Annotated in this window: 21 protein-coding genes; 12 read left to right on the forward strand and 9 right to left on the reverse strand. The window is 68.0% G+C overall.

What is annotated here, in order from left to right; all coding sequences use genetic code 11:
• Window positions 1-91 precede the first annotated feature (91 nt).
• Window positions 92-850 (forward strand): ribonuclease PH, encoded by a 759-nt coding sequence (rph, locus tag ABFP37_RS04725; RefSeq protein WP_078026682.1) that lies wholly within the window; start codon window positions 92-94, stop codon window positions 848-850.
• The gene (gene rdgB / locus ABFP37_RS04730) at window positions 847-1,527 is read left to right on the forward strand and encodes an RdgB/HAM1 family non-canonical purine NTP pyrophosphatase (protein ID WP_078026681.1); all 681 of its coding nucleotides are present in this window, start codon (window positions 847-849) and stop codon (window positions 1,525-1,527) included. The genes rph and rdgB overlap by 4 nt, the downstream gene beginning before the upstream one ends.
• 79 nt (window positions 1,528-1,606) lie before the next feature.
• On the opposite strand, the gene ABFP37_RS04735 is transcribed toward rdgB, so the two are convergent.
• Complete coding sequence (locus tag ABFP37_RS04735) at window positions 1,607-2,398, reverse strand: VTT domain-containing protein (RefSeq protein WP_347032864.1); 792 nt, start codon at window positions 2,396-2,398, stop codon at window positions 1,607-1,609.
• A gap of 53 nt (window positions 2,399-2,451) precedes the next feature.
• Between ABFP37_RS04735 and ABFP37_RS04740 the strand changes: the two genes are divergently transcribed.
• Both ABFP37_RS04740 and ABFP37_RS04745 read left to right on the forward strand, forming a co-directional pair.
• Window positions 2,452-3,456, forward strand: coding sequence for an exonuclease domain-containing protein (locus tag ABFP37_RS04740; RefSeq protein ID WP_347032865.1), 1,005 nt, complete (start codon window positions 2,452-2,454; stop codon window positions 3,454-3,456).
• 38 nt (window positions 3,457-3,494) lie between these two features.
• Complete coding sequence (locus tag ABFP37_RS04745) at window positions 3,495-4,031, forward strand: DUF4395 domain-containing protein (protein ID WP_347032866.1); 537 nt, start codon at window positions 3,495-3,497, stop codon at window positions 4,029-4,031.
• On the opposite strand, the gene ABFP37_RS04750 is transcribed toward ABFP37_RS04745, so the two are convergent.
• Window positions 4,018-5,172 (reverse strand): ADP-ribosylglycohydrolase family protein, encoded by a 1,155-nt coding sequence (locus tag ABFP37_RS04750; RefSeq protein WP_078026678.1) that lies wholly within the window; start codon window positions 5,170-5,172, stop codon window positions 4,018-4,020. The genes ABFP37_RS04745 and ABFP37_RS04750 overlap by 14 nt on opposite strands.
• Before the next feature lie 217 nt (window positions 5,173-5,389).
• Here ABFP37_RS04750 and ABFP37_RS04755 point away from each other — a divergent pair, with 217 nt between their 5' ends.
• The 4 genes from ABFP37_RS04755 to ABFP37_RS04770 all read left to right on the forward strand — a co-directional run bounded on the left by ABFP37_RS04755 (window position 5,390) and on the right by ABFP37_RS04770 (window position 12,262).
• Window positions 5,390-6,433 (forward strand): aquaporin, encoded by a 1,044-nt coding sequence (locus tag ABFP37_RS04755; RefSeq protein ID WP_347032867.1) that lies wholly within the window; start codon window positions 5,390-5,392, stop codon window positions 6,431-6,433.
• Between the two features lie 118 nt (window positions 6,434-6,551).
• Window positions 6,552-7,733, forward strand: a complete 1,182-nt coding sequence (locus ABFP37_RS04760; RefSeq protein WP_347032868.1) for an exonuclease SbcCD subunit D — start codon at window positions 6,552-6,554, stop codon at window positions 7,731-7,733.
• Window positions 7,730-10,759, forward strand: coding sequence for an SMC family ATPase (locus tag ABFP37_RS04765; protein ID WP_347032869.1), 3,030 nt, complete (start codon window positions 7,730-7,732; stop codon window positions 10,757-10,759). The genes ABFP37_RS04760 and ABFP37_RS04765 overlap by 4 nt, the downstream gene beginning before the upstream one ends.
• Window positions 10,760-10,954: 195 nt before the next feature.
• Window positions 10,955-12,262: an MFS transporter gene (locus tag ABFP37_RS04770; protein WP_347032870.1), complete on the forward strand. Its 1,308-nt coding sequence runs from the start codon at window positions 10,955-10,957 to the stop codon at window positions 12,260-12,262.
• Window positions 12,263-12,329: 67 nt separating this feature from the next.
• Here ABFP37_RS04770 and ABFP37_RS04775 read toward each other — a convergent pair whose 3' ends face one another.
• On the reverse strand, window positions 12,330-13,064 hold the full coding sequence (locus ABFP37_RS04775; RefSeq protein ID WP_139362675.1) for a helix-turn-helix domain-containing protein: 735 nt from the start codon (window positions 13,062-13,064) through the stop codon (window positions 12,330-12,332).
• 191 nt (window positions 13,065-13,255) lie between these two features.
• Between ABFP37_RS04775 and ABFP37_RS04780 the strand changes: the two genes are divergently transcribed.
• From ABFP37_RS04780 to ABFP37_RS04790, 3 genes are all read left to right on the forward strand, one after another.
• Complete coding sequence (locus ABFP37_RS04780; protein WP_078026672.1) at window positions 13,256-13,786, forward strand: flavin reductase family protein; 531 nt, start codon at window positions 13,256-13,258, stop codon at window positions 13,784-13,786.
• 55 nt (window positions 13,787-13,841) lie between these two features.
• Complete coding sequence (gene hpaB, locus ABFP37_RS04785; protein ID WP_347032871.1) at window positions 13,842-15,296, forward strand: 4-hydroxyphenylacetate 3-monooxygenase, oxygenase component; 1,455 nt, start codon at window positions 13,842-13,844, stop codon at window positions 15,294-15,296.
• Between the two features lie 175 nt (window positions 15,297-15,471).
• Window positions 15,472-16,803 carry an MFS transporter gene (locus ABFP37_RS04790; protein ID WP_078026671.1) on the forward strand — a complete coding sequence of 444 codons (1,332 nt, stop codon included), beginning with the start codon at window positions 15,472-15,474 and terminating at the stop codon, window positions 16,801-16,803.
• Between the two features lie 72 nt (window positions 16,804-16,875).
• Here ABFP37_RS04790 and ABFP37_RS04795 read toward each other — a convergent pair whose 3' ends face one another.
• The 6 genes from ABFP37_RS04795 to ABFP37_RS04820 all read right to left on the reverse strand — a co-directional run bounded on the left by ABFP37_RS04795 (window position 16,876) and on the right by ABFP37_RS04820 (window position 22,537).
• Window positions 16,876-17,523, reverse strand: a complete 648-nt coding sequence (locus ABFP37_RS04795; RefSeq protein ID WP_347032872.1) for a phosphoribosyltransferase family protein — start codon at window positions 17,521-17,523, stop codon at window positions 16,876-16,878.
• Between the two features lie 138 nt (window positions 17,524-17,661).
• Complete coding sequence (locus tag ABFP37_RS04800) at window positions 17,662-18,489, reverse strand: alpha/beta fold hydrolase (protein ID WP_347032873.1); 828 nt, start codon at window positions 18,487-18,489, stop codon at window positions 17,662-17,664.
• A 4-nt stretch (window positions 18,490-18,493) separates the two neighbouring features.
• Complete coding sequence (locus tag ABFP37_RS04805; protein WP_347032874.1) at window positions 18,494-18,823, reverse strand: biotin/lipoyl-containing protein; 330 nt, start codon at window positions 18,821-18,823, stop codon at window positions 18,494-18,496.
• Window positions 18,816-19,868: an alpha-ketoacid dehydrogenase subunit beta gene (locus ABFP37_RS04810; protein WP_078026668.1), complete on the reverse strand. Its 1,053-nt coding sequence runs from the start codon at window positions 19,866-19,868 to the stop codon at window positions 18,816-18,818. The genes ABFP37_RS04805 and ABFP37_RS04810 overlap by 8 nt, the downstream gene beginning before the upstream one ends.
• Window positions 19,861-20,898, reverse strand: coding sequence for a thiamine pyrophosphate-dependent enzyme (locus ABFP37_RS04815; RefSeq protein ID WP_347032875.1), 1,038 nt, complete (start codon window positions 20,896-20,898; stop codon window positions 19,861-19,863). Before ABFP37_RS04815 ends, ABFP37_RS04810 begins: the two co-directional genes overlap by 8 nt.
• Window positions 20,899-21,139: 241 nt before the next feature.
• On the reverse strand, window positions 21,140-22,537 hold the full coding sequence (locus tag ABFP37_RS04820; RefSeq protein WP_347032876.1) for an amino acid permease: 1,398 nt from the start codon (window positions 22,535-22,537) through the stop codon (window positions 21,140-21,142).
• A 144-nt stretch (window positions 22,538-22,681) separates the two neighbouring features.
• Between ABFP37_RS04820 and ABFP37_RS04825 the strand changes: the two genes are divergently transcribed.
• Window positions 22,682-23,194: an Lrp/AsnC family transcriptional regulator gene (locus tag ABFP37_RS04825; RefSeq protein WP_347032877.1), complete on the forward strand. Its 513-nt coding sequence runs from the start codon at window positions 22,682-22,684 to the stop codon at window positions 23,192-23,194.
• Window positions 23,195-23,288 lie beyond the last annotated feature (94 nt).

Below are 23,288 nucleotides of genomic sequence, written 5' to 3' on the forward strand. Positions count from 1 at the left end.
GGCGGTCCCGGGCTGCGCCGTCTGACGCTGCGCCGCCCTTGCGCTGTGCCCCGGCGGCAGCCGGCTGCCGATAAATCGATAAGCTAATGGCATGACTTCCGAAGCAACCACTGCCCCCGTCATCCGTGCCGACGGCCGCACCCCGGACCAGCTCCGCCCCATCAGCATCACCCGCGGCTGGTCCAAGCAGGCGGAAGGATCCGCCCTGATTGAATTCGGCAACACCCGGGTGCTGTGCACGGCTTCCCTCACCGAGGGCGTGCCCCGCTGGCTCAAGGGCGAGGGCCGCGGGTGGGTCACCGCCGAGTACGCCATGCTGCCGCGGGCCACCAACACCCGCTCCGACCGCGAGTCGGTCAAGGGCAAGATCGGCGGCCGCACGCACGAGATCTCACGGCTGATCGGGCGCTCGCTGCGCTCCATCATCGACACCAAGGCCCTTGGGGAAAACACGATCGTGCTGGACTGCGATGTGCTGCAGGCCGACGGCGGCACGCGGACCGCGGCGATCACCGGCGCCTATGTGGCGCTCGCCGAAGCCATCCGCTTCGCCAGGGAAAACAAGATGATCGCCCGGAACGCCCAGCCGCTGGTGGACACCATCGCCGCCGTGTCCGTGGGCATCATCGACGGCATCCCCATGCTGGACCTTCCGTACATCGAGGATGTCCGCGCCGAGACGGACATGAACGTGGTGGTGACCGGATCCGGCAAGTTCGTGGAGGTGCAGGGAACCGCCGAGGGCGCTCCCTTCGACCGCGATGAGCTCAACAAGCTGCTGGACCTGGCACTCCTGGGGACGGAGCAGCTCGCCGCGATCCAGCGCGAGACCCTGGCCGAAGCTCCGTGAACGGAGACAGCCCTGTAAACGGGAGCGGAACCGGGGCCCCGGCGCCCCGGCTGGTGCTGGCCACGCACAATAAGGGAAAGCTGCGTGAGCTGCGCGAGCTGCTGCGGGGGCAGGTTCCCGGGCTCGACGTCGACACGCAGGTGGTGGACGCGTCCGCCGTCGGGGGTCCCGACGTCGTGGAGACGGGGGTGACCTTCGCGGAAAACTCGCTGCTGAAGGCGCGCGCGGTGGCCGAGGCCACCGGACTGGTGGCAATCGCCGATGACTCCGGTCTCGCGGTGGACGTGCTGGGCGGTGCCCCCGGTATTTTTTCGGCCCGCTGGGCAGGGCGGCACGGGGACGACGCCGCCAACCTCCGGCTGCTGCTGGCCCAACTGGCGGACGTGCCGGACCCGCACCGCGGCGCCGCCTTCGTGTGTGCGGCGGCGCTGGCGGTTCCGGCGTCGGCCTCCGAGGACGGGGCGCGCGAGGTGGTGGAATACGGCCAGCTCACGGGAACGCTACTGCGGGAGCCGCGCGGTGAGGGGGGCTTCGGCTACGACCCCGTGCTCCAGCCGCTCGGGCTGGACCGGAGTTGCGCCGAGCTGAGCCCGGAGGAGAAGAACGCCATCAGCCACCGCGGCCAGGCGTTCCGCGCCCTGCTGCCGGCCATCGTGGAAGCCCTCAGCCGGCGCTGAGAGCAGCAGACGGCACCAACTGCGTGAAAGGCACCCCCACGGCCGTGGGGGTGCCTTTCCTGACTAACGGAACCTGGGATCAGTGGTCGAGGTTCGTCTTGCGCTCGGCCTCGGGCTCGTGCTCCTCAATGAATTCCTCCACCGGATCGGTGCCGAAGGCGGAGGCCTGGCGCTTGGCGGCGACGCCGCGCAGCACTTCGATGCCGATCGGAATGACCGAAACCAGGACAATCACGATGAAGATGATGTCCAGGTTCTCCCGGACCCACGGAACCTTGTCACCCAGCAGGTAGCCGAGGAGCGTCACGCCGCCGCCCCACAGGAGCGCGCCGATCACGTTGAAGAGGAAAAATTTCCGTTTGTCCATCTGGGCCACGCCCACGATGACCGGAACGAACGTCCTGATGATGGGCACAAAGCGGGCAAGAATCAGTGCCTTGCCGCCGTGCTTCTCGAAGAAGTTGTGGGCGCTTTCCACGTTTTCGCGCTTGAATAGCCGCGAATCCGGCTTGTTGAAGATCGCCGGGCCGGCCTTGGAACCGATCAGGTATCCCGCCTGGTTTCCGACGATGGCGGACACGATGATCAGCGCGGCGAACAGCCAGATGTTGAACTTGATGGTGTCCGTGGCCACGAGCAGGCCGGCGGTGAACAGCATGGAATCACCGGGGAGGAAGAATCCGACCAACAGCCCGGTCTCAGCGAAAATGATCCCGCAGACCAGCAGGACCACCCACGGCGCCAGGGCCGGGTCGGCGAGGAAAACCTGCGGGTTAAGCCAGTCGGGCAGGAAGGAGGCCAGGTGCGGCTGGACCGGTCCGGCTCCTCCCAGTGCGGGCACGGCAAAGTCGCTGATTGCATTAAAGTTCACTTCTCAAGGGTACTTGACGGTCCTTGGCGTTCCGCGGCGCTACAGTTGTCCCCGTGAGTTTGGACTTTACGGCGATCGACTTCGAGACCGCCAACGGCTTCCGCGGATCCCCGTGTGCTGTTGGCCTCAGCAAGGTCCGCGGCGGTGTCATCGTCGAGGAGGCCTCGTGGCTGATGCGCCCGCCGGAGAACCACGACGCCTTTGACTATCACAACGTCCGGGTGCATGGGATCCGCCCGGCGGACGTGGCGGACCGGCCCCGCTTCGGGGAACTGTTCCCGGAGATCGGAGCGTTCATCGGCGGCGACATCCTGGCCGCCCACAATGCTGCCTTCGATCTTGGCGTCATCCGGTCCGGCCTGGAGGTCTCGGGCTTACCGGGGCCCGCCTACGACTATGTCTGCACCGTGATGCTGTCCCGGCGCTGCTACTCACTGGTTTCGAATTCTCTGCCCTTCGCCGCCGAAGAGGCAGGTGTGCCGCTGGTCAACCATCACGACGCTGCCGAGGACGCCCGGGCCTGCGCCGGCATCCTGATCGACATTGCGTCCCGCAACCAGGCCAATAGCATCGCGGAGCTGTATCTCTCACTCGGACTTTCGCTGCCGCAGCAGCCTGCCTTCCACCCTGCCCACGACGACCTCTCGAAACCGACGCGGTCGGCGCTTGCCGCCCTGGGCGGCACCGTAGCCGTGCGCCCCTTCCGTAGCGGATGGCCCGAGGAAGGGGACAATCCCCAGCCGAATCCGGATGCCGAACCCGGCAATCCGCTCTTCGGCCAGACCGTGGTGTTCACCGGCCAGCTGGCCACACCGCGGCCGGAAGCCAAGGAGCGGTCCGCTGAGATGGGGGCGCGTCCGGAAAGCCGGGTCACCGCCAGGACCAGCGTCCTGGTGGTGGGTGACGGCTTCGTGGCCGGTGACCTGCGGTCCGGGCGGCTGACGGGAAAGGCCAGGCGGGTGCTTGAGCTGCACGACCGCGGGCAGCCGATCGAGGTCATCTCCGAGGGCGAATTCCTGCAGATGGTGGGCGGGGCTCCCGTTCACATGGCGCAATAAAGCTTTCGCGCGCCTCCGTGCGCTCCTAGCCTTGCTCCATGAGCAGACAGAGCGCGCCACGTACGTCCGGAACCGCCGCGCCGGCAGGGGTGGACTGGTGGGCACTGTTTGCCTTCCCCAACCCGGTGAATGAATATGCGGCCAGGATCACAGCCGGCCTGGTAGTGGTGCTGGCCCTGGCCACACTGCTGACCGGCTTCGGCTGGGGCCTGGCAATCATCGCCGCCGGGTTCTGGCTCCGGGTGCTCTTCGGCCCCCGGATATCCCCGCTGGCGCTCCTGTCCGTCAAGGTTCTTGCCCCGCGGATGGGACGGGCCAAGCTGGTTCCCGGTCCGCCGAAACGGTTTGCGCAGGGGATCGGCGCCGCGGTGTCCACCGGTGCAGCTGCGCTGTTGCTGGCGGGCTTTGCCCCGGCGGCATGGATTCTGCTGGCCGTGCTGATCGTCGCTGCGTCCCTGGAGGCGTTCGCGGGATTCTGCCTTGGCTGCGTGATTTTCGGATTCCTGCAGCGCCGCGGGATGATCCCGGAGGACGTCTGCGAAGCCTGCAACAACGTGAGCCTCAGGCAGTTGTAACCGACACCAGCTGACCGGCCATGCCGCGGATCACCTCGGGCGCTTCCAGTGCTTTGAGCCAGTCGGCCGGCAGGCATTCCTCGCCGTAGTGCGCCCCCAGGATGTTGCCGGCGATGGATCCGGTGGAGTCGCTGTCACCGCTGTGGTTGACCGCTAGGGCGATCGCGGCCTTGAAGTGCTCCACAGGATCTGCCGCCGGCTGTCCTGCGGCGGAGTCGGCGGAAGAGCCGGCAGGCGAGGCGCCGGGCGCCGTCGCAAGAACCGCGTAAAGCCCGACGGCGAGAGCCTCCTCCGCCACCCAGCCCTCGCCCAGCTCGCTGACAAGGTCCTCCGGGCTGAGCACGGGCCGCGCCCCGGTGCCGGCGTCATCGGCGTCGTCGGCTGCGCCGGCGAGGCGGAGTGCTGCCGCAAGGCGCTCGCGGAGTTCGGGTGCTGCCTCGGCATCCGCCTCCACGCGGCGGACGGCGGCCTGCGCTGCCTCCGGCAGGCTGTGGCCCTGGATCAGGGAATGGATCAGCAGGCTGAAGACCCCCGCGCTCTGGCGTGCGGACGGATGACCGTGCGTCAGGGACGCTGCGTCCGTGCTCAACTTGTACACGGATTCGGCCGGGATGTGGGGGATGAGCCCGAACGGAGCCGAGCGCATCACGGTTCCGCAGCCCTTTGAATCCGGATTGACCGGGCGGTACACCGTGCCCATCTCGCCTGTGGCCAGCCCGCTCAGGCACGCGTTGCCGGGCGCCCGGCGGTGACGGAGCACCTGCTGCTCGTCGATCCAGCGCGGCTGCGGCCTGGGGGCCTGCTCCGGGGCGGGCACGCCCTGGGTGTCCAGCCAGCGCAGGTAGGCCAGCCACAGGCAGGCGTTTGCGTCCGCGCCCACGCCCGAGTTGGCCCATTCCAGCGCTTCGACGAGGCCGTCCACTGTGTAGAGCGTCATCTGGGTGTCGTCGGAGAAGTGAGTCCCGCCGTCGAGCGCTTCGAAGCCCTGGAGCCCGGCCGCGCCGAAGCGGCCGCGGATGGCGCTGATGGAATCGAACTCGATGGCGTAGCCGAGGGAGTCGCCGAGCGCGCCGCCCAGCAGGCAGCCATGGATACGGGACGCCGGGGACGGCAGCGCGGTAGCGCCGGGAACATTGCTCATGCCACCAAATTTACCCGCCGGCCCGGCGGGAGAGCGCAGCGGCCGCTCCCCGGGACCGTGGCACGCTCACTCGGCGACGATCGCCAAGGGAAACGGCCGCTCCCCGGGGCGCTAAGCTCGCATTCAGCAACCGTCCAGACTCGCCTGCCAGAATGCAGGGGCTGACTCCCGCAGGTGCCGGTCTCACCGGCTCACCGAAACAAAGGAATTCCTGAACATGACCACCCCTGCGTCCGCACCCCCGACCGACCCCGAGCTGAATTCCGCCGGTGACGGCGGATTCCGGCCCGGACTCGTTTCCCGGCTGGGGGCCGAAGCGTTCGGAACCTTGTTCCTGGTGATCGCCGGACTGGGCGTTCCGCTCTTCACGCTTCCGCAGTCGAATCCGCTGCCGGCATCGCTGGCCGGCGGGCTCGCCGTGACGGCCGCGATGCTGGCCTTCGCATACATCTCGGGCGGGCAGTTCAATCCGGCCATCACGCTGGGTAGCTTCGTGGCAGGAAAGATCCGCGCCGCCCACGCCGCCGCCTACATCGGCGCGCAGCTCATCGGCGCCGCCGCCGGCGCCCTGACACTCTTCGGCATCCTCCGCACCGTCCCCAACATTCCCGACACCCGGGCGGCGTTCGATACCGTGACCGCCGGATTCGGCGAACATTCCGTCATTCAGACGCCCATGGCGGGCGTCCTGCTGGCCGAAGTCCTGGGCGCAGCCCTCCTGGTCGCTGTTTTCCTCGGCACCACGGCGCGGCGCAACGTTCACGCGGCAGCGGCCCCGTTCGCCGTTGGCCTCGCGTTTGCCGTGCTGCTGCAGTTCGGGCAGGCCATCGGAAACGCGCCGTTCAACCCCGCCCGTGCCACGGCCTCCGCGCTGTTCAGCAACAGCTGGTCGCTGGAACAGCTCTGGCTCTTCTGGGTGGCCCCGCTGGTGGGTGCCGCCATCGCCGGCCTGGTCTTCCGGGGTTTCTCCGACAGCAGCGCCGCAGCGGGCACCGCTGTGGCGCATCCGGTCATCGACGAGGGTGACACCGCGGACGCACTTGACGCCGGCGACGACTTCGACGGCGAGTTCGACGGCGGCGTTTCCGCCACGGAGGGCGGGGCGCCTGCAGCAGCCGGCGCAGCACCCGTACCCGCCGGCGCCGCGCCCGCAGTACCCGGCGCAGCGTCAGGCGCGGCCGGACCGGCGTCTGCCGGAGACCGTGCCGCTGGGCCGCGGGACGAAGCCCGCGACTTTTTCGACGGCCCGGGCAGCAAGTAGCGCCGGCAGTAAGCAGCACATCCTTTTGACGGCCGGGACGGACCACCGCCCGGGCGTGTCTCCGGACGCGCCGGGTCGGTGCGGCAATACTGTCAGTGCCTGCGGATAGCGTAAGAATATGCGGTTATTGCACACCTCCGACTGGCATCTGGGCCGGTCCTTCCACGGCGTTGGCATGCTCGATGCCCAGCGCTCCTTTGTCGACCAGCTGGTCGCCCGGGTCCGCGACCTTTCCGTCGACGTGGTCCTCATTGCCGGCGATGTGTACGACCGTGCCCTTCCCGGCGTGGACGTCGTCGGGCTACTGGACGACGCCCTTGTCCGGCTGACGGACGCCGGGGCGCGCGTGGTGCTGACCAGCGGCAACCACGACTCCGCCATCAGGCTCGGTTTTGCCTCAAGGCTGCTGGAGCGCGGCGGCGTCCACCTGCGGACCCGGCTACAGGAGCTGGATGTGCCACTGGTGCTGCCGCTGGGGAGCAGACCCGACGATGACCAGGGCCCCGCCCTGGCAATTTACGGCATCCCCTGGCTCGAACCGCGGCTCGTGGCCGATCAACTCGGCGTCGCGACGGCCAGCCACTTTGAGGTCACGCGTGCCGCCACAGAGCGCATCCGCACGGACCTGGCCGCACGCAGCGAGTCGCGGACCGTCCATTCGGTGGTTCTGGCGCACACCTTCGCGAGCGGCGGCATCAGCTCGGACAGCGAACGTGACCTCAGCATCGGAGGCGTCGGCGCCGTTCCGCTGGACCTATTTGCCGGCTTCAGTTACACCGCGCTGGGCCACCTCCACGGCAGGCAGGCACTCACCCCGGACGTGCGATATTCAGGTTCGCCGCTGGCCTATTCGTTTTCCGAAGCGAAGCACCAAAAGGGCGCCTGGCTCATCGATGTCGGTGAGGCCGGCGTAACGTCCGTGCAGGAGGTGCTGTGGGAGGCGCCGCGGAAACTCGCCGTCCTTCGCGGGACCATCGCCGAGATGCTCGAGTCGGCTGACCACGCGTGGGCGGAAGACGCATACTGCCAGGTGACCATTACGGACGCCCAGCGGCCTGCGCAGGCCATGGAAAAGCTCAGGAAGCGGTTCCCGGACACGCTCGTACTCGGGTTCGATCCCGAAGGCGCGCCGGCCTCCGCCAAGACCAGTTACAGCAGCCGGCTCGCCGCCGCGGAGGACGATCTCTCGGTCTGCTGCGGGTTCCTGGAACATGTCCGTGGCCGCGAACCCGGCGAGGCGGAGCGGACCGCCTTGACCGAAGCCTTGGAAACCGTGCGCCTGCAGGGAGTGTCTCTATGAGGATCCACCGGCTGGAGATCTGTGCCTTCGGCCCGTTCGCCGGCACCGAGGAGGTCGATTTCGACCGGCTCAGCGGCCATGGGCTGTTCCTGCTCAACGGAGCCACCGGCGCCGGCAAGACCAGCGTGCTGGACGCCATCTGCTATGCGCTGTATGGATCCGTGCCCGGGGCGAGGCAGGACGGCAAGAGGCTGCGCAGCGATCACGCGGAGTCCGCCACGGAGCCCCGCGTGACCTGCGAGTTTTCCGCCCGCGGAAGGCGGTTTGAAGTTTCCCGTTCACCGGCCTGGGAGAAGCCGAGCGCGCGTGGCCGGAACGGGTACACCACCCAGCAGGCCAAGACGCTCCTGCGCGAGCGGGTGGGTGGCGAATGGGTTGAAAAATCCGGCAGGAATGACGAAGCCGGAGCCGAGATCGCTGCCATCCTCGGCATGGACAGGGAACAGTTCACCAGGGTGGTCATGCTCCCGCAGGGGGACTTTGCGGCCTTCCTCCGGTCCAAGGCCTCGGACCGCCTGGAACTCCTGCAGAAACTATTCGGGACCGAGCGCTTCGAGGCGGTCGAGCGGGAACTGGCCGTCAAGGCCGCCGATGCCGCCAAGGAGGTGGCAGGCCACAACGGCAAGCTGGCGCTGATCGTGGCACGTGCCGACGCCGAAGCCGCGGCAATGGACCTGGACATGACCGGCGCCCCGGATGCCGGCCGCGCCGGGGATCGGCTCGCGTGGCTCGAATCTGCCGCGTCGGCCAAGGCTTCGGCGCTGGCCGCCGAGGCTGAATCGTGTGAGGCGCTGCACCGGGAATGCACAGCCCGTCGTGATCAGGAACTGGCGCGCGAGGGCAGGCGGCTGAAGCTGGCCGCCGCGCTGCGCCGGAAAGCCGACGCTGCGGCGGCTGGTTCGGCGCTCGAGGACACCGCTGCCAGGCTGTCGCAGCACCGCAAGGCCGAGATCCTCGGCGGCCATCTGAAGGCCGTGGCGGCGGCCGACGCCCTCGTGACGCGTGCGGCCGAGGCCGTGGAGCGTGCCGCGGCAGGGGTGGAGCGGGCTGCCAGCGAGCACGCCGAACTGGCCGGCACCGACTCCTCCGCCGTTGACGTCACCGCCGAGCTCGGGCGGCTGCGGTCGCTGCTTGCGGTGGTGAACGAACGCCTGGCGGATGAGGACCGGCTGGCGGGCCTGTGGTCCCGTTCAGCCGGGCTCGCAGGGGAGCACCAGCGGCTTTCGGACGCCATCCAGGCCCATGCAACCTCCCTACTCTCACTGCGCTCAGAAATGGCAGGGCTGCAGCCGGGCCTTGAGCCGCTGGAATTGCTGGCAGGCGAATCCGTGCTCCGCACCAAGGAAGCCGCGGCGGCCGACGAACTCGTGGACGTTGTCCGGCGCTACGGGGCGGCGGCTGTGCATTGTGCGGCCGCGACAGAGCGCCATCTGCGGGGCCGGGAAGAACACCAGGAACTGCGCACGCAGTGGCTTGACGTCCGGGAGGAGCGCCTGTCCAACGCGGCAGCAGAGCTCGCAGCGCGCCTGGAGCATGGCGAGCCGTGCCCGGTCTGCGGCAGTGCGGAGCATCCGGCGCCGGTTCCAACCGCTGAATCCGCACTGGGACTTGCCGAAAAAGAGGAACAGGCCAAGGCCCAATTTGAGCGGGCGGAGAAGGCGCTCGCCGCCTTGGACGCGGAGCTCTCCGCCGCGCGGCAGTTGGTCGCCGTGCTGGCCGGGCAGGGCGGCGACACTGATCCCGCCGAAGCACGCAAGGCGGCCCAAACCGCAGCGGAAGCGGCGGCCGAGGCCGCTGCCGCTGAGATTGAGCTGGCGAAGAGCCGGGCGCGGCAGGCGCAGCTTGCGGACCGTATTGACTCCACGGAGCGGGCGCGCGTGGAGGCGATGTCGGGCCTGGCTCAGACCGAATCGACCATGGCGGAAGTCGAACAGCAGGCGGCCACGCTGGAATCGGCACTGGCTGCGCTGCGGGCCGGCTACGGTAGCCTCGGCCTCCGCTGCGGCGGCATCGGGGCAACGATCGACGTCCTGGAGCGGGCATCCTCGGCCCGTGCCGAACTGGACCAGGCCGCGGCCCGGCTGGCCGACGCCCAGGGCCAACTGGACGGTGCTCTGCCGGAAGCGGGCTTCGGTTCCGCCGCCGATGCGCAGGCGGCGCTTCTGACGCCGCCAGAGTCGGCGCGGCTGGATGCGGCAGTCCGTGCCGGGCACGACGAACTGGCCCGGCTGGAGGAGTTGTTCGCCAGTGAAGAACTCATTCTGGCCGGCAAGGAACGCGAATCCGGCAATGCAACGGAGCCGGGGGAGCTGGAGCGGCTTCGGGCCGACGCGGACCAGGCGGAGAAGACTGCGAAGGACGTGGCGCTGGCCGCCGGACTCGCCCTGCAAAGCTCCGGTTCCCTTGGCCGGCTGCGACGCGATTACGAGGACCTTGCGGAGGCTGGCCGGGGGCCGCAGGAACGCGCCGAGCTGCTGACGGCTCTCGCGGACTCGTCCCGCGGCGCCGGTGACAACAGTTACCGCATGAGCCTCAACAGCTATGTGCTCGCCGCACGGCTCGAACAGGTGGCCATTGCCGCGTCGGAGAGGCTCGTCGCCATGAGCGACGGGCGGTACACCCTGCAGCACACGGATGCCAGGGCCGCGAGGAACGCAAAGTCCGGGCTAGGCCTGGAGGTAGTGGACGAATGGACCGGCCAGCGGCGCGATACCTCCACGCTGTCCGGCGGGGAGTCATTCATGGCTTCGCTGTCCCTCGCCCTGGGCCTCGCGGACGTCGTGCAGCAGGAGGCCGGCGGCGTGGACATCGAGACCCTGTTCGTCGACGAGGGGTTCGGCAGCCTCGACGAGCAGGCGCTGGAACAGGTGATGGACGCCTTGGAGGGACTGCGAGACGGCGGCAGGGTGGTCGGCCTGGTCAGCCACGTGGCGGAGATGAAGCAGCGGATCGGCACTCAGCTTCAGGTCGTGAAGGGACGCAACGGGTCCACCCTGCACGTCTCAGACACAGCGGCCGCCGCGTGATGCCCGTGCGGGCAGTAGCTTTGCCGGTCCAGTAGAATCTAATGGTTACCGGGTCGCGCGCATCGGGAGGAGGGACGATGCGCACTACTGAACGAGCCCGGATACATGAGCACCTCCACGGCGCCACAGCGCCCTTCGAAGCATTCACCTTCACGGCAGTCTCCATCACAGCACTCTCCCGCCGGCGCCGGCGAAATGTCCGTCGATTCGCCGCCGGCCCGCTCGCGAAGCCGTTACTCCCGGCTGCCTGAACTCGCGGGCAGGGGCTTTATCCCGCTCGGCCTGTTCGCCCGGCTGCCGCTGGCCATGCTGACCGTCGGCACGCTCACGCTCGTCACCTCCGTCAGCGGATCGTATGCTGTCGGCGGAACCTCCGCCGGAGCCGTGGGCATCGGATCGGCCATCGGCGCCCCCGTCCTGGGCGCCCTGGCGGACCGCTTCGGCCAGCGCCCGGTCCTCGTGGTTTCGGCCATCCTGAACGCCCTGGCCGTCCTCGCGCTGATCGCCACGGCCTATGTGACCGGTGCAGGAGGCGGCACTGTCCCCGTCCTCGCGGCGGCCTTCGTCGCCGGCGTCAGCTGCCCCCAGGTCGGCCCGCTGGCGCGGGTCCGCTGGATGGCGCTGACGTCGGCCGTAAACCGCAGGGGCGGCGGCACGGACCTGGACACGGCGCTGTCCTATGAGAGCACGGCCGACGAACTCACCTTCGTCCTCGGCCCGGCCCTCGTGGGTATCCTCGCCAGTCTGGTCGCGCCGTGGCTCCCGCTGGCCCTCGCCGCGGCACTGACCATCACGCTCGTGCCGGCCTTCGCCGTGCACCGTACGCATCTTTCAGTTCCCCGCAAAGCAGTTCCCCGCAAAACTGTCGAACGCAGGGCCGCCGATCGCAGCACCGCTGATCGCACGGCCGGCCAAAGCCAGGCCCGCCGGGCGGGGTTCGCCGCCGTCGCCGCCGTGGCGCTGCCGGTGCTGGCCATGGTCTGCATGGGCAGCTTTTTCGGCTCCACCCAGGCCGCCCTCAGTTCGTTTTCTGCCTCGTTTGCAACGTCCGAGGTCGCCGGGCTCCTGTATGCGGTCATGGGGCTCAGCTCTGCAGCTGCCGCCGTTTCCGTGGCCTACTGGCCGGCCCGCTTCACCCTGGCTGCGCGCTGGCTGGCCGGCGCCGCGGTCATGGCCGGCCTGTCGACGCTCCTACTGTTGCCGGGCGACGGCTGGGCCATGGTCCTGGTGCTGCTGGTGCTGGGACTGCCCGTGGGACCCGTCATGGTCACCGTGTTTGCCATCAGCGGGATTGTGGCGCCGGCGGGCAGGCTCGGAACCGTGATGACGGCGCTGGCCAGCGGCATCGTCGCGGGCACGGCGCTCGGTTCCTCGGTCGCGGGCCAGCTGGCGCAGGGCAGCGGATACTCGGCGGCGTTCCTCGTTCCCGTAGCCGCAGCGGCGGCGCTGTTCGTGCTCGGCGCGGCTGCCGCCGTCGTCGTCCGCCGGAACCAGCCCGAGTAAGTAGCAGCACGCGCCGATTTCGGCGCTGAAAACGGCGTCAGCTGCTACTTAGTTGGGCGGGACAGGGTCAGGCGAGCTGGCCTTCGATCCGCGCCGCGCCGGCGGTCAGCGCGGCGGCGAGTTCGGCCGGGTCCTGCGTTGAACGGATATAGACGACGGCGACCGCAGCGGGCCGTCCGCCAGGCACCCTGATCGGGGCGGCCAGCGAGGAAACCCCTGCGATGACTTCGTCGTGGCTTGCCGCGTAGCCGCGCCTGCGCGCCTCTGCAGCCTCGGCACGGTACGGCACGCCGGGCGCCAGCTGGTTCCAGTCGTGTTCCGATACAGCCGACTGGATGGCGATGCCGGGGGCTCCGGTGCTGATGGGATGCCGCGATCCGGGATGCTGCACCACCGTGGCGGCCGAATGCCGGGGCTCCACCGTGACCAGCGTGACGCAGTCCTGGTGGTCCCAGACCGCGACGAAGGCAGTCATGTTCAGGGTGTTGGCCAGCTGAGTCAGTTCCGGCAGGGCGGCCGTCTGCAGGTTTCGCGAAACACCCCGGGCCAGCACCGCAAGGCCCGGGCCGGGCTGCACCCTGCCCGCATCGTCGCGCACCAGGAGCGAATGGTCCTCCAGCGTGCGGAGAATCCGGTAGGCGACCGAGCGGTGGACGCCCATGGCGTCGGCGAGTTCGGCGATGGTCAGCGGGCGGTCAGCCTCGGCCAGGATTTCCAGGGCCCGGATGCCCCTAGAGAGAGTCTGGGACGGGGAAGCCTGGGCGGGCGCAGCCGGTGCACCGGCACTGGCGATTGGATTCATGCTGTCCATCCTAGGCGGGGGAGCGGGAGGCGTTGCCGGAGGGTCTTGTGTTGCGCGTCACCTTGAGCTAGCGTTCCATATAGGAATTTTGCGTTCAACTATAGAACAGCTCAACTATAGAGCAGCCCGCAAGAGCACGCCAGAGGAAACCGCCCCGCACCGGCCAGCCTCGGCGACCGAAGGATCCGACGATGATCGCCAAGCCAGAAGCGGCCCCGGACGTCCCCGGCCGGACGTCCGTTCCGCGGGCACATCACTTCCGCGGCAGCCTGGGCAGGTTCGCAACCGGCGTCGCGATCGTCACGTTCGACGGCGCCACCAAGCGCCACGGCATCACCGTGAACTCCTTCACGTCGGTCTCCATGGAGCCGCCGCTCGTCCTGGTCAGCATCGCCCGCGCCGCCAAGGCGCACGATGAGCTCGCGGGCCGCCCCTTCACCGTCAACATCCTGGGCGCCGAGCAGCGGCAGCTGGCCATGCATTTCGCCGGACGCCCGGGGCCCGAGCCCCTGTGGGTGGAGAGTGCGACGGCGCCCCGTCTGTCCAATGTCCTGGCCTTCTTTGAGTGCAAGCCCTGGGCGGCTTACGACGGCGGAGATCACACGCTTTATCTCGGCGAAGTAGTGGACTTCAACTACCGCAACGGCGACGCCCTGGCGTTCGCGAACAGCGCCTTCACCACCATCCCGGAAAGCCAGCTGGGCATGGAGGACCTCCTCTAGGCGCACTTCAACAACCATCAATCCACCTGCAGTTCAACGACGACTGGAGATAGCAATGGGCATCCGAACCGGGCAGCAGTACCTGGACAAACTCAACGCCATGACGCCACACATCGTGATCGACGGCGAGGTGGTCAGCGAGAAAGTCGCCGAACACCCGGCCTTCCGCAACGTGGCGCGGTCCTACGCGAAGCTGTTCGACATGCAGCACGACAAGCAGTACCAGGAGGCGCTGACCTACACCTCGCCCACCACCGGCGAGCTGGTGAACGCGTCCTTCCTGGTGCCGCGGACCGTCGAGGACCTGCAGCGCCGGCGCCGGGCGATCTCGACCTGGGCGGAGGCGACCAACGGATTCCTGGGGCGCACGGGGGACTACATGAACTCCGCCCTCACGGCTCTGGGGACGGCCGAGAAGTGGTTTTCCCAGGCGGACCCCAAGTTCGCGGAAAACATCCGCAACTACTACGAGTGGGCCCGCGAAAACGACTCCCTGGCGACCCACACGCTGATCCCGCCGCAGGTCAACCGCTCCGTCTCCGGCTCGGAGCAGCTGGGCGGCCAACTTACCGCCCGCATCGTGGAGGAGCGCGAGGACGGCATTGTCATCCGCGGCGCCCGCATGCTGGCCACGATCGCGCCGATTGCAGACGAACTGCTCGTCTTTCCGTCCACCGTGCTGCGCGGCACCCCGGAGGATGCGCCCTATTCCTTCGCCTTTGCCATTCCCAACGACGCGCCGGGACTGCGGTACCTGTGCCGCACCTCGCTCTACAACGGGGGCAGCACGCACGACGAGCCGCTGGCCTCCCGCTACGAGGAAATGGACGCGGTGGCCGTCTTCGATGACGTCCTCGTCCCGAACGACCGCATCTTCATGCTGGGCAACCCGCAGCTCTGCAACTCCTTCTACGCCGAAACCGGCGCAGGTGCCCTCATGACCCACCAGGTGGTCACCCGGACCATTGCGAAGAGCGAATTCTTCCTCGGCCTTGCGTCGGAGCTCGCCGACTCGATCGGCATCGACGGTTTCCAGCACATCCAGGAGGATATCGCCGAGCTGATCATCGACGTCGAGATCGGCAAGGCCCTGGTGCGAGCCTCCGAGGCGGACGCCGGGCTCAATGAGGCGGGCGTCATGCTGCCCAAGTGGACAACACTGAATGCCGCGCGGAACTGGTATCCCAAGATGGCCCAGCGTTTCCCGCAGATCATCCGCAAGTTCTCCGCGTCGGGGCTCATGGCGCTGCCCGGCGAAGCCGACGTGAACAGCGAGGCGCGGGCCGACATCGACCTGTACCTGCAGGGGAAGACCCTCACGGGTCCCGAACGGGTGCGCCTGTTCAAGCTCGCCTTCGACGCGTCGATCTCGGGGTTCTCGGGCCGACAGTCGCTCTACGAGTACTTCTTCTTCGGGGACCCGGTGCGGATGGCCAGCGCCCTTGTCAACACCTATGACCGCGAACCGGTCAGGGCAAGACTCCGCGAATTCCTGAACCGAACCGATTGAACCGGACGGATTGAACCGGGCGGACTAAGCCGGTCGGCCGATCGCGGGCCAAAAAATAAGTGCGCTCCATCACAATTTCATAGTATCCTTCATACTAACTGACCGTTCGATCAGTAAATCGTGCGGAATCACCCCCATCGCCGGCAGTAGCCCTGCCCCCAGCCACGGAGTTCCAATGACCGCAACTTCCCACGTCGATTCAGAATTGGGCCCCAGCAGCAAGCACGAGGAACGGAAAGTCCTCGCCGGGACGCTGGTCGGCACCACCATCGAGTGGTACGACTTCTTCATCTTCGCCCAGCTGACAGGGACGCTCCTGTCCCCGCTGTTCCTCGCCCCGCTGAACGATTCCAACCCGGGCCTGGCGCAGATCCTGTCCTTTGCCCTCATCGGCATCAGCTTTCTGTTCCGCCCGCTCGGCGCAGTTGTCGCAGGACACCTCGGTGACAGGCTTGGCCGTAAGGCCATGCTGGTCTTCACGCTCATCATGATGGGTGCCGCGACGGCCCTGATCGGCATGCTGCCCACCTACGCCCAGATCGGCATGTGGGCCCCGATCCTGCTGATTCTCCTCCGCATCGTCCAGGGCTTCTCCGCCGGCGGCGAATGGGGCGGCGCCGCCCTGATGGCCGTGGAGCACGCACCCAAGAGCAAGCGCGGCCTGTTCGGCGCCTACCCGCAGATCGGTGTGCCCGTCGGGATGATCCTCGCCACCGGGCTGCTGTTCTTCCTCAACTCCAGCATGTCCAAGGAAGACTTCGCCGCCTGGGGCTGGCGCGTGCCGTTCCTGCTCTCCATCGTGCTGATTGTCGTCGGCTACCTGATCCGCCGTGCCGTGGCTGAGAGCCCCGTGTTCAAGGAGATGGCTGCGCGCAAGGCGGAGAGCAAGGCCCCGCTCGGCGAGCTCATCCGGAAGCACAAGAAGGCGGTCCTCTACTCGACCATGATCTTCATCGGCAACAACGCGGCGGGTTACCTGCTGATCGCCTTCTTCATCTCCTACGCCACGAGGTCGCTGAAGATGCCGGTTCCGCAGATCCTGCTCGCCACCACGTTGGCCTCCTTCGGCTGGCTGATCTTCACCCTCGTGGGTGGCTGGCTGTCGGACAAGATCGGCCGGGTCAAGACCTTCCTGATCGGCTATGGCATCGTCTTCGCCTGGATGATTCCGATGTTCGCTCTCATCGACACGAAGGACATCGTGCTCTACGGTGTGGCGCTGTTTGTCCTGACGATCGGCCTGGGACTGTCCTACGGCCCGATGTCCGCCATGTACGCCGAGATGTTCCCCGCGAACGTCCGGTACTCGGGCATCTCGATCGGTTATGCGTTCGGCGCGATCCTCGGCGGCGCGTTTGCCGCCACGATCGCTGAGTCGCTGCTGCAGAGCACCAAGTGGACCGGATCCATCGGCATCTACATCATGATCCTCTGCGTGATCTCCGCCGTCGGCGTGCTGCTGGCCAAGGAAACCAAGGGCCGTCCGCTGGGCGTCAGCCGGCACTGACCGGACTGCGGCCGGCATAACCACCACCAGTTAACAGCGGGTCCGGGCCGATGGTCCGGGCCCGCACCGCGTTCAGGGCTGGGCGCCCCGGAGCAGGCCGATGGCGTCGTCGTCGGACAACTGCTCGAAATGGCGGTAGAAGCTGCCCACGGCCCGGAATTTGCCCGGCAGGTGGAGGCAGAGGACGTCGCAAACCCGCGACAGGGACTTCTCGGCTTCGATGGACCCGACCGGGGCGGCGGCGACGACGCTGACGGCCCCCGCCGAACGCACGGCCTCGACGGCGGCCCGCATGGTGGCGCCGGTGGCCAGGCCGTCGTCGACCAGCAACGCCGTCTTCCCGCGGACTTCCTGGTTGATGCCGGGGTACTTCTCGGCCCGGCGCAGGAGTTCCTCCCGTTCGCGGTCCTCCACTTCATCCAGCCAGGCCTGCCGGACACCGTTTTCCAGCACCCGCGCCACAAGGGGCCGGTTGAGCAGCCGGACGACCCTGCCCTCGGAATACGCTAAGGCGCCGAAGGCCGTCTCGCCATGGCCCGGAATGCCGAGTTTCCTGACCAGGACCGCACCGAACGGAAGGTGCAGGACGGCCGATGCCGCGGCCGCGACCGGAATGCCTCCGCGCGCGAGTCCGAGCAACACAGTGTCCGGCCTTTCGCGGAACTGCGGAAGGGCCGCCGCCAGCCGCCGTCCGGCTTCATCCCGGTCTTCAAAAACCATGCCCATGGGTTCCTCTTCCGGAGTCTCCGCCCGTCAAATCCAGCCTACCGCCGACGGGCCGCGCCGCGCGGGCCAGTCTGCCGGGGCAAGTCTGCGGGCAGCCAGCTGCCGGGCTGCCGGCAGCCGGGCGGCCAGCTGTCAGCTGCCGAGGAACGCGACGGCCGCCTGTTTGAAGGCCCGGCTGGTGATGGCGCTGGTGTGGTTCCTGCCGGGAAGCAGCAGCTGTTCGGCCATGGAACCGGACGTGGCGGCCAGTTCCGCAAGCTGGGGCATCGACGCTGCGCGTTCATCATTTTCGCCGGCCACCAGCAGCACGGGCATGTGCGGGACGGCCTCGGCGGGGTCATAGGGCTCGCCCTTGATGGCCTCGACCAGGGACAGGAGCGCGAAGATGTTGTTGCTCGGCAGCGCCTGCGCCATCTTCAGGAGCCCGGCCGTGGATTCGTCGGCGATCGGCGTGCCGTCGGCGAGGTACCGCTGGGCAGCCACGAGATCGAACTCCGCCAGGGGATCGGCCATGTTGGGTCCGCCGAGGACAATCCGGTGCACGATCTCCGGCTGCGTGGCGCCGAACTCCCAGGCGAGCCGGGAGCCGAGCGAATAGCCGACCAGGTCCAGGCCGCTGGAAGGGTCACCCGCGCGCACCGGCCGCACTCCGGCGTCGAACGCTATCTGGAGCAGGTCCGCGCGGATCCGGCTGGGCGAGTAGGAGTCCATGTCTTCCGGCGCGCCGCTGCGGCCGTGGCCCGGCAGGTCCACCGTGATGACCCGCCTGCCCGCGGCGAGGAGTGCGGAGAGCCAGCCGGTGTCCTCCCAGTTCAGCTTGCTGGAGGACGAGAAGCCGTGGATCAGGAGGATGGGGCGGAGGCCGGCGTCGGCGTCGGGATCGTGCACCTCGACGTAGAGCTGGGGATCGGTGCCCTCCACGGTGTGGGAATGCTGTTCGCCGGTGTGCCTGCCGCTCATCATGTCAGTCCTCATCAAGTACGGCGCTCAGGCGAACCCGGCGCTTCGGTGCCTCTTCCTTCGGGACGGTGCCCACGATGCCGGCAGTGTTGTCCGGCACGTCAAACACAATCAGGGGCTCGCCGACATTGATCTTGTCGCCGGGCCCGCCGTAGATACGGACCACTTTACCTGCCTGCGGACTGGGCAATTCAACAGCGGATTTGGTGGTTTCCACCTCCACGAGCGGTTGGTTGCGCTCCACCTGGTCACCGGCGGAAACCAGCCATTCCAGGACGGTCGCCTCGATCAGGCCTTCGCCCAGGTCCGGGAGCGGGAAGGATATTTCAGCCACGCCGGTACTCCAATACTCGCTGGATGCCGAAAAGAATCCGGTCAATGTTGGGAATGTATTCGTCCTCGAGGTCCCCGGACGGATACGGCACATCGAAGCCCGTCACCCGCTCCACAGGTGCCTTGAGGGTATCGAAGCAGCCCTGCGTGACCAGTTGGGCCACTTCGGCGCCCAGGCCGGAGGTCAGCGGCGCTTCATGGACGACGACGGCGCGCCGCGTCTTCCGCACAGACGTCACCAGCGCATCGGCGTCGATCGGCTTAAGCCAGCGCAGGTCCAGGACTTCGACGTCGATGCCGTCCTCCGCGGCGAGTTCGGCCACCTGCAGGCAGCGGGACACCATGGCACCCCAGGCAATGAGCGTCAGGTGGCGTCCCTCCCGCATGACCTTGGCACCGGTGGGCGCTCCACCGGGGGCATCTGCGGCGGTGAAGTCGACGTCGCCCTTCTGCCAGTACCGGGACTTCGGCTCCATGAAGATCACCGGGTCCGGGCGCGTGGCGGCGTACTTGAGGAGATGATAGGCCTCGTGCGGGTTCGACGGCGACACCACCTTCAGGCCCGGCACGTGCGCGAACAGGGCCTCGAGGCTTTCGCCATGATGTTCGGGCGCCCGGATCCCGCCGAAGCTGGGCACGCGCAGCGTGATCGGCATCGGCAGGGTGCCGCGGCTCCGGTAGTTCATCCGGGCGATCTGGCAGACGATCTGGTTGATGGCCGGGTAGGCGAAGCCGTCGAACTGGACCTCAGGAATGGGGTGGAAGCCTGCCATCGCGAGGCCCACGGACATGCCCAGGATGCCTGATTCGGCCAGCGGGGTGTCGAAGACCCGGTTTTCGCCGTGTTTGGACTGCAGACCGTCGGTGATGCGGAAGACACCGCCCAGCCGGCCGCAATCCTCGCCGAAGATCACTGCCTTGGGGTTTTCCGCCAGCACCTCGTCCAGCGCGCGGTTGAGCGCCTGCTGCATGGAAAGCTGTTCAACTCCGTGATGTGGAGCTTCATCGGCCATGGCGGCCTCGCTCTCAAGGGTGGCGTTAGACATGTTCGGATTCCTCTCGCCAGTGGGCGGCCTGGTTCTGGAGTGCGGGGGTGGTCTCCTGGAAGACGAGGTCAAACATTTCGCTGCCTGGCCGGGGGCCGAGCGCTTCGATGCCTTCGCGGATTGCCGCTTCCTCGGCTGCCGCGGCGGCCTGCGCCGCAGCGAAGAAGGCGTCGTCGGCAATGCCGTCATCCAGCAGCCGCTGGCGAAGGCGGCGCAGCGGGTCCTCGCCCGCGCCGGTCCGCTCCTCATCCAGTGAGCGGTAGCGGCCGGGGTCATCGGACGTGGAGTGCGGGCCGCGGCGGTAGGTCATGGCCTCGACCACCACGGGCCCGTTGCCGGTGCGGCAGTGGGCGATGGCCCGCCGGGTAGCCTCCAGCACGGCGACGACGTCGTTCCCGTCCACCTGGATGCCGGGGATGCCGTAGCCGGCGGCACGGGCGGCAACAGAGCCGCCGGCAACCTGGCGCTCCGTGGGGACCGAGATGGCCCAGCCGTTGTTCTGCACGAAGAAGACCACAGGTGCGTTCATGACGGCCCCGAAGTTCATCGCCTCGTGGACGTCGCCCTGCGAGGAGGCGCCGTCGCCCAGGTATGTGAGGGCAACGCCGTCGTTCTGTTCGAGCGTCTGGCCGTGGGCCCACCCCACCGCGTGCAGCACCGAACCGGCCACCACGGCCTGGATCGGCGCGAGGCGTGAAGTGACGGGGTTGTAGAGCCCGCCGTGCCAGGTGGCCTTGTGGGTGGACATGTAGGCCACCATGTCCACGCCCATGGCCCGGGCGACGCCCATCTCGCGGTACGTGGGGAAAACAAAGTCGCGGGCGGTATCCACGGCATATCCGCTGCCCACCTGGGCGGCCTCCTGGCCCAGCTCGGGGGCGTAGCCCGGGATGATGCCCTGGCGCTGCCACGCGACGGCCGAGACATCAAGGTGGCGGACCGCGGCCATCAGCGTGTACAGCTCACGCAGCTGGCCAGGAGTGGGCGGGGGATCGGCATTGCCGTCATCCGGAAGGGGCAGGGTGTCCATGGCTGTGACCCTAGTCACCCCGGAGTCGCCGGGCAATCCGCTCTCCGGACGCTGATCAGACTGTCACTACTGCGCAGTCAAACGCGGGAAGGGCTGCACAAATTGTGAAGCCCTTCCCGGACCGGTGTTCGGCCGGGGTTCCAGTCCGTGGCGGAGCCGGCCGTCCCGCCCAACTGAGTCGCAGCAGATGCCGTTATGAGGGCTGAGAACAGCGTGTGCTGCTACCTAGTTGGGCGGGGTGCTAGTCCTTGGCGGAGTCGGCGCGTGCGGCCTCTCGTGACGCGGTGAACCGGGCACCCAGCCAGCAGGCGGCGGCGATGCCGGCGATCAGCAGGACGGTGCTGACCAGCTGGATCCGGCTGCTCTCGGCGCTCAGTCCAACGGCGAAGATCAGGCCAAGGAGCACCAGGCCGAACACCGTCAGGCCAGGGAAGCCTTTCATGCGCAGCGGCAGGGGAGTTCCGTCGCGGTCCGCGCGCCGGCGCAGGATCAGCTGGGAGACGAGGGCGGTACCCCACACCACCAGGCAGGTTGAGCCGACGAGCTGGAACAGTGCGGGCAGGATCTGGCCCGGAAACAGCAGCTCAAGGACTGTGGCGATGAAGCCGAAGGCAACAGAGACGCCGACGGCGACCATCGGCACCTTTGCGCCGCTGAGCCGCGACAGGAAGGCCGGCGCCTCGCCGCGTTCGGAGAGCGAGTAGACCATGCGGGATGCCCCGTAAAGGTTGGCGTTCAAGGCTGACAGGAGCGCGACGACGGCCACCAGGGTGATCGCCGTGCTGGCACCGGGAATGCGGGCGGCGTCAAGGACGCCCGCGAACGGCGACGCCAATGCCTCCGAGGTGGCGGGGAGCACGGCCGCGATGACGAACACGGATCCGATATAGAACACCAGGATCCGCCACACCACGGTCCGGATGGCCTTGGCCACGCTGTGCTCCGGGTCCTCTGTTTCGGCGGCGGCTACGCTGACGATCTCCGTCCCGCCGAACGCGAAGATCACGACGAACAGGGCCGTCGCTACGCCGCCCAGGCCCGCCGGAGCGAAGTCCGTGGCGATGTTGCTGAAGCCCGGCGAGGCGACGTCGGGCAGGAGACCCAGGAGCAGCGCGGCGCCGATGGCCAGGAAGATCACGATCGCGGCGACCTTGAGGATGGCGAACCAGAACTCGAATTCGCCGAAGTTCTTCACGCCGGCCAGGTTGATGGCAGTGAACGCCACCATGAACACCAGTGCGAGGGCCCAGACCGGAATGACCGGCCAGACCGAGAACAGCAGGCCTGCGGCGCCGAGGGCCTCCGCGGCGATGACCACCACGAGCTGGAGCCACCACAGCCAGCCCACCGTGGCCCCGGCCGTCTTGCCCATGGCCCGCTCGGCGTACACGGAAAAAGCCCCGCTGTTGGGGTTTGCCGCCGCCATCTCGCCGAGCGCCCACATCACCAGGATGATCAGTGTGCCGGCCACGAGGTAGGAGATCAGGACGGCCGGGCCGGCGGCCTGGATTCCGGCTCCGGATCCGAGGAAGAGCCCGGCGCCGATGGCGCTGCCCAGTCCCATCATGGTCAGTTGGCGGGGTTTCATGCTGTGGCCGAGTTCTACTGCCGGACGCTCCGCCGTGGACTTCATCGTCATGCTGCGTACCTTCTTGGGGTTGGTGAAAACAGGGGTCCTTTTGGGACCTTTTGAATCTACCGCCTCGCCGGGAACACCACAGCCCCGGCGCGTGCGATCATGGACGCAGTTTGCCCAAAGCATCGGCCCAAACTCCAGCACTTTGTGTTGTTGCAGATCCAAGGACGGGAAAACCTGATGAACGTGGATGCGCTGGACGCCAAAATTGTCCGATTCTTCACCGATTCGCCGCGCGCGTCCGTCCTGGAGGCCTCCCGCGTGCTCAAGATCGCCCGGGCCACCGTCCAGGCACGGCTGGACCGTATGGCGGAAGCCGGCGTGATCGGATCCTGGGTTCCCCACCCGGACCCGTCCCATTTCGGCTTTCCGGTGGTTGCGTTCTGCTCGCTGACCATCAACCAGGACCTAGGGCACGATGCCGTGGTGGCGGCGCTCGCCGAGATCCCGGAACTGATCGAGATCCACACCGTCTCCGGCAGTTCGGACCTGATGGCGCGCATCGCGGCCCGGTCCAATCCGGACCTCCAGTGCGTCCTCGATGCGATGATCGCCACCAGGACGGTGCTGCGGTCCTCGTCGGTGATTGTCCTCAATACGCATTTCGAGGGCCGGACACTACCCCTCCTCGAGGCGGTGGCCGCCGGGACCCGCCCTTAGGCAGGGGACCGCGCCAGGGCAGGGCCCCGCACAAGGGGGTCCACTGCCGAAACATTTTGTTCCGCGGCCGGCGGGCCGTAGAATCAGTTTTAGT

Source organism: Burkholderia sp. RS01 (assembly GCF_039748055.1).
GTDB lineage: Bacteria > Actinomycetota > Actinomycetes > Actinomycetales > Micrococcaceae > Arthrobacter.

Coding starts and splice junctions, on each gene's coding strand:
- ABFP37_RS04795 (WP_347032872.1), bottom strand. CDS start 17,523: ATGGTTTTTGAAGACCGGGATGAAGCCGGACGGCGGCTGGCGGCGGCC.
- ABFP37_RS04810 (WP_078026668.1), bottom strand. CDS start 19,868: ATGTCTAACGCCACCCTTGAGAGCGAGGCCGCCATGGCCGATGAAGCT.
- ABFP37_RS04800 (WP_347032873.1), bottom strand. CDS start 18,489: ATGAGCGGCAGGCACACCGGCGAACAGCATTCCCACACCGTGGAGGGC.
- ABFP37_RS04765 (WP_347032869.1), top strand. CDS start 7,730: ATGAGGATCCACCGGCTGGAGATCTGTGCCTTCGGCCCGTTCGCCGGC.
- ABFP37_RS04820 (WP_347032876.1), bottom strand. CDS start 22,537: ATGACGATGAAGTCCACGGCGGAGCGTCCGGCAGTAGAACTCGGCCAC.
- hpaB (WP_347032871.1), top strand. CDS start 13,842: ATGGGCATCCGAACCGGGCAGCAGTACCTGGACAAACTCAACGCCATG.
- ABFP37_RS04770 (WP_347032870.1), top strand. CDS start 10,955: ATGTCCGTCGATTCGCCGCCGGCCCGCTCGCGAAGCCGTTACTCCCGG.
- ABFP37_RS04780 (WP_078026672.1), top strand. CDS start 13,256: ATGATCGCCAAGCCAGAAGCGGCCCCGGACGTCCCCGGCCGGACGTCC.
- ABFP37_RS04760 (WP_347032868.1), top strand. CDS start 6,552: ATGCGGTTATTGCACACCTCCGACTGGCATCTGGGCCGGTCCTTCCAC.
- ABFP37_RS04750 (WP_078026678.1), bottom strand. CDS start 5,172: ATGAGCAATGTTCCCGGCGCTACCGCGCTGCCGTCCCCGGCGTCCCGT.
- ABFP37_RS04745 (WP_347032866.1), top strand. CDS start 3,495: ATGAGCAGACAGAGCGCGCCACGTACGTCCGGAACCGCCGCGCCGGCA.
- ABFP37_RS04815 (WP_347032875.1), bottom strand. CDS start 20,898: ATGGACACCCTGCCCCTTCCGGATGACGGCAATGCCGATCCCCCGCCC.
- ABFP37_RS04775 (WP_139362675.1), bottom strand. CDS start 13,064: ATGAATCCAATCGCCAGTGCCGGTGCACCGGCTGCGCCCGCCCAGGCT.
- rph (WP_078026682.1), top strand. CDS start 92: ATGACTTCCGAAGCAACCACTGCCCCCGTCATCCGTGCCGACGGCCGC.
- ABFP37_RS04790 (WP_078026671.1), top strand. CDS start 15,472: ATGACCGCAACTTCCCACGTCGATTCAGAATTGGGCCCCAGCAGCAAG.
- ABFP37_RS04755 (WP_347032867.1), top strand. CDS start 5,390: ATGACCACCCCTGCGTCCGCACCCCCGACCGACCCCGAGCTGAATTCC.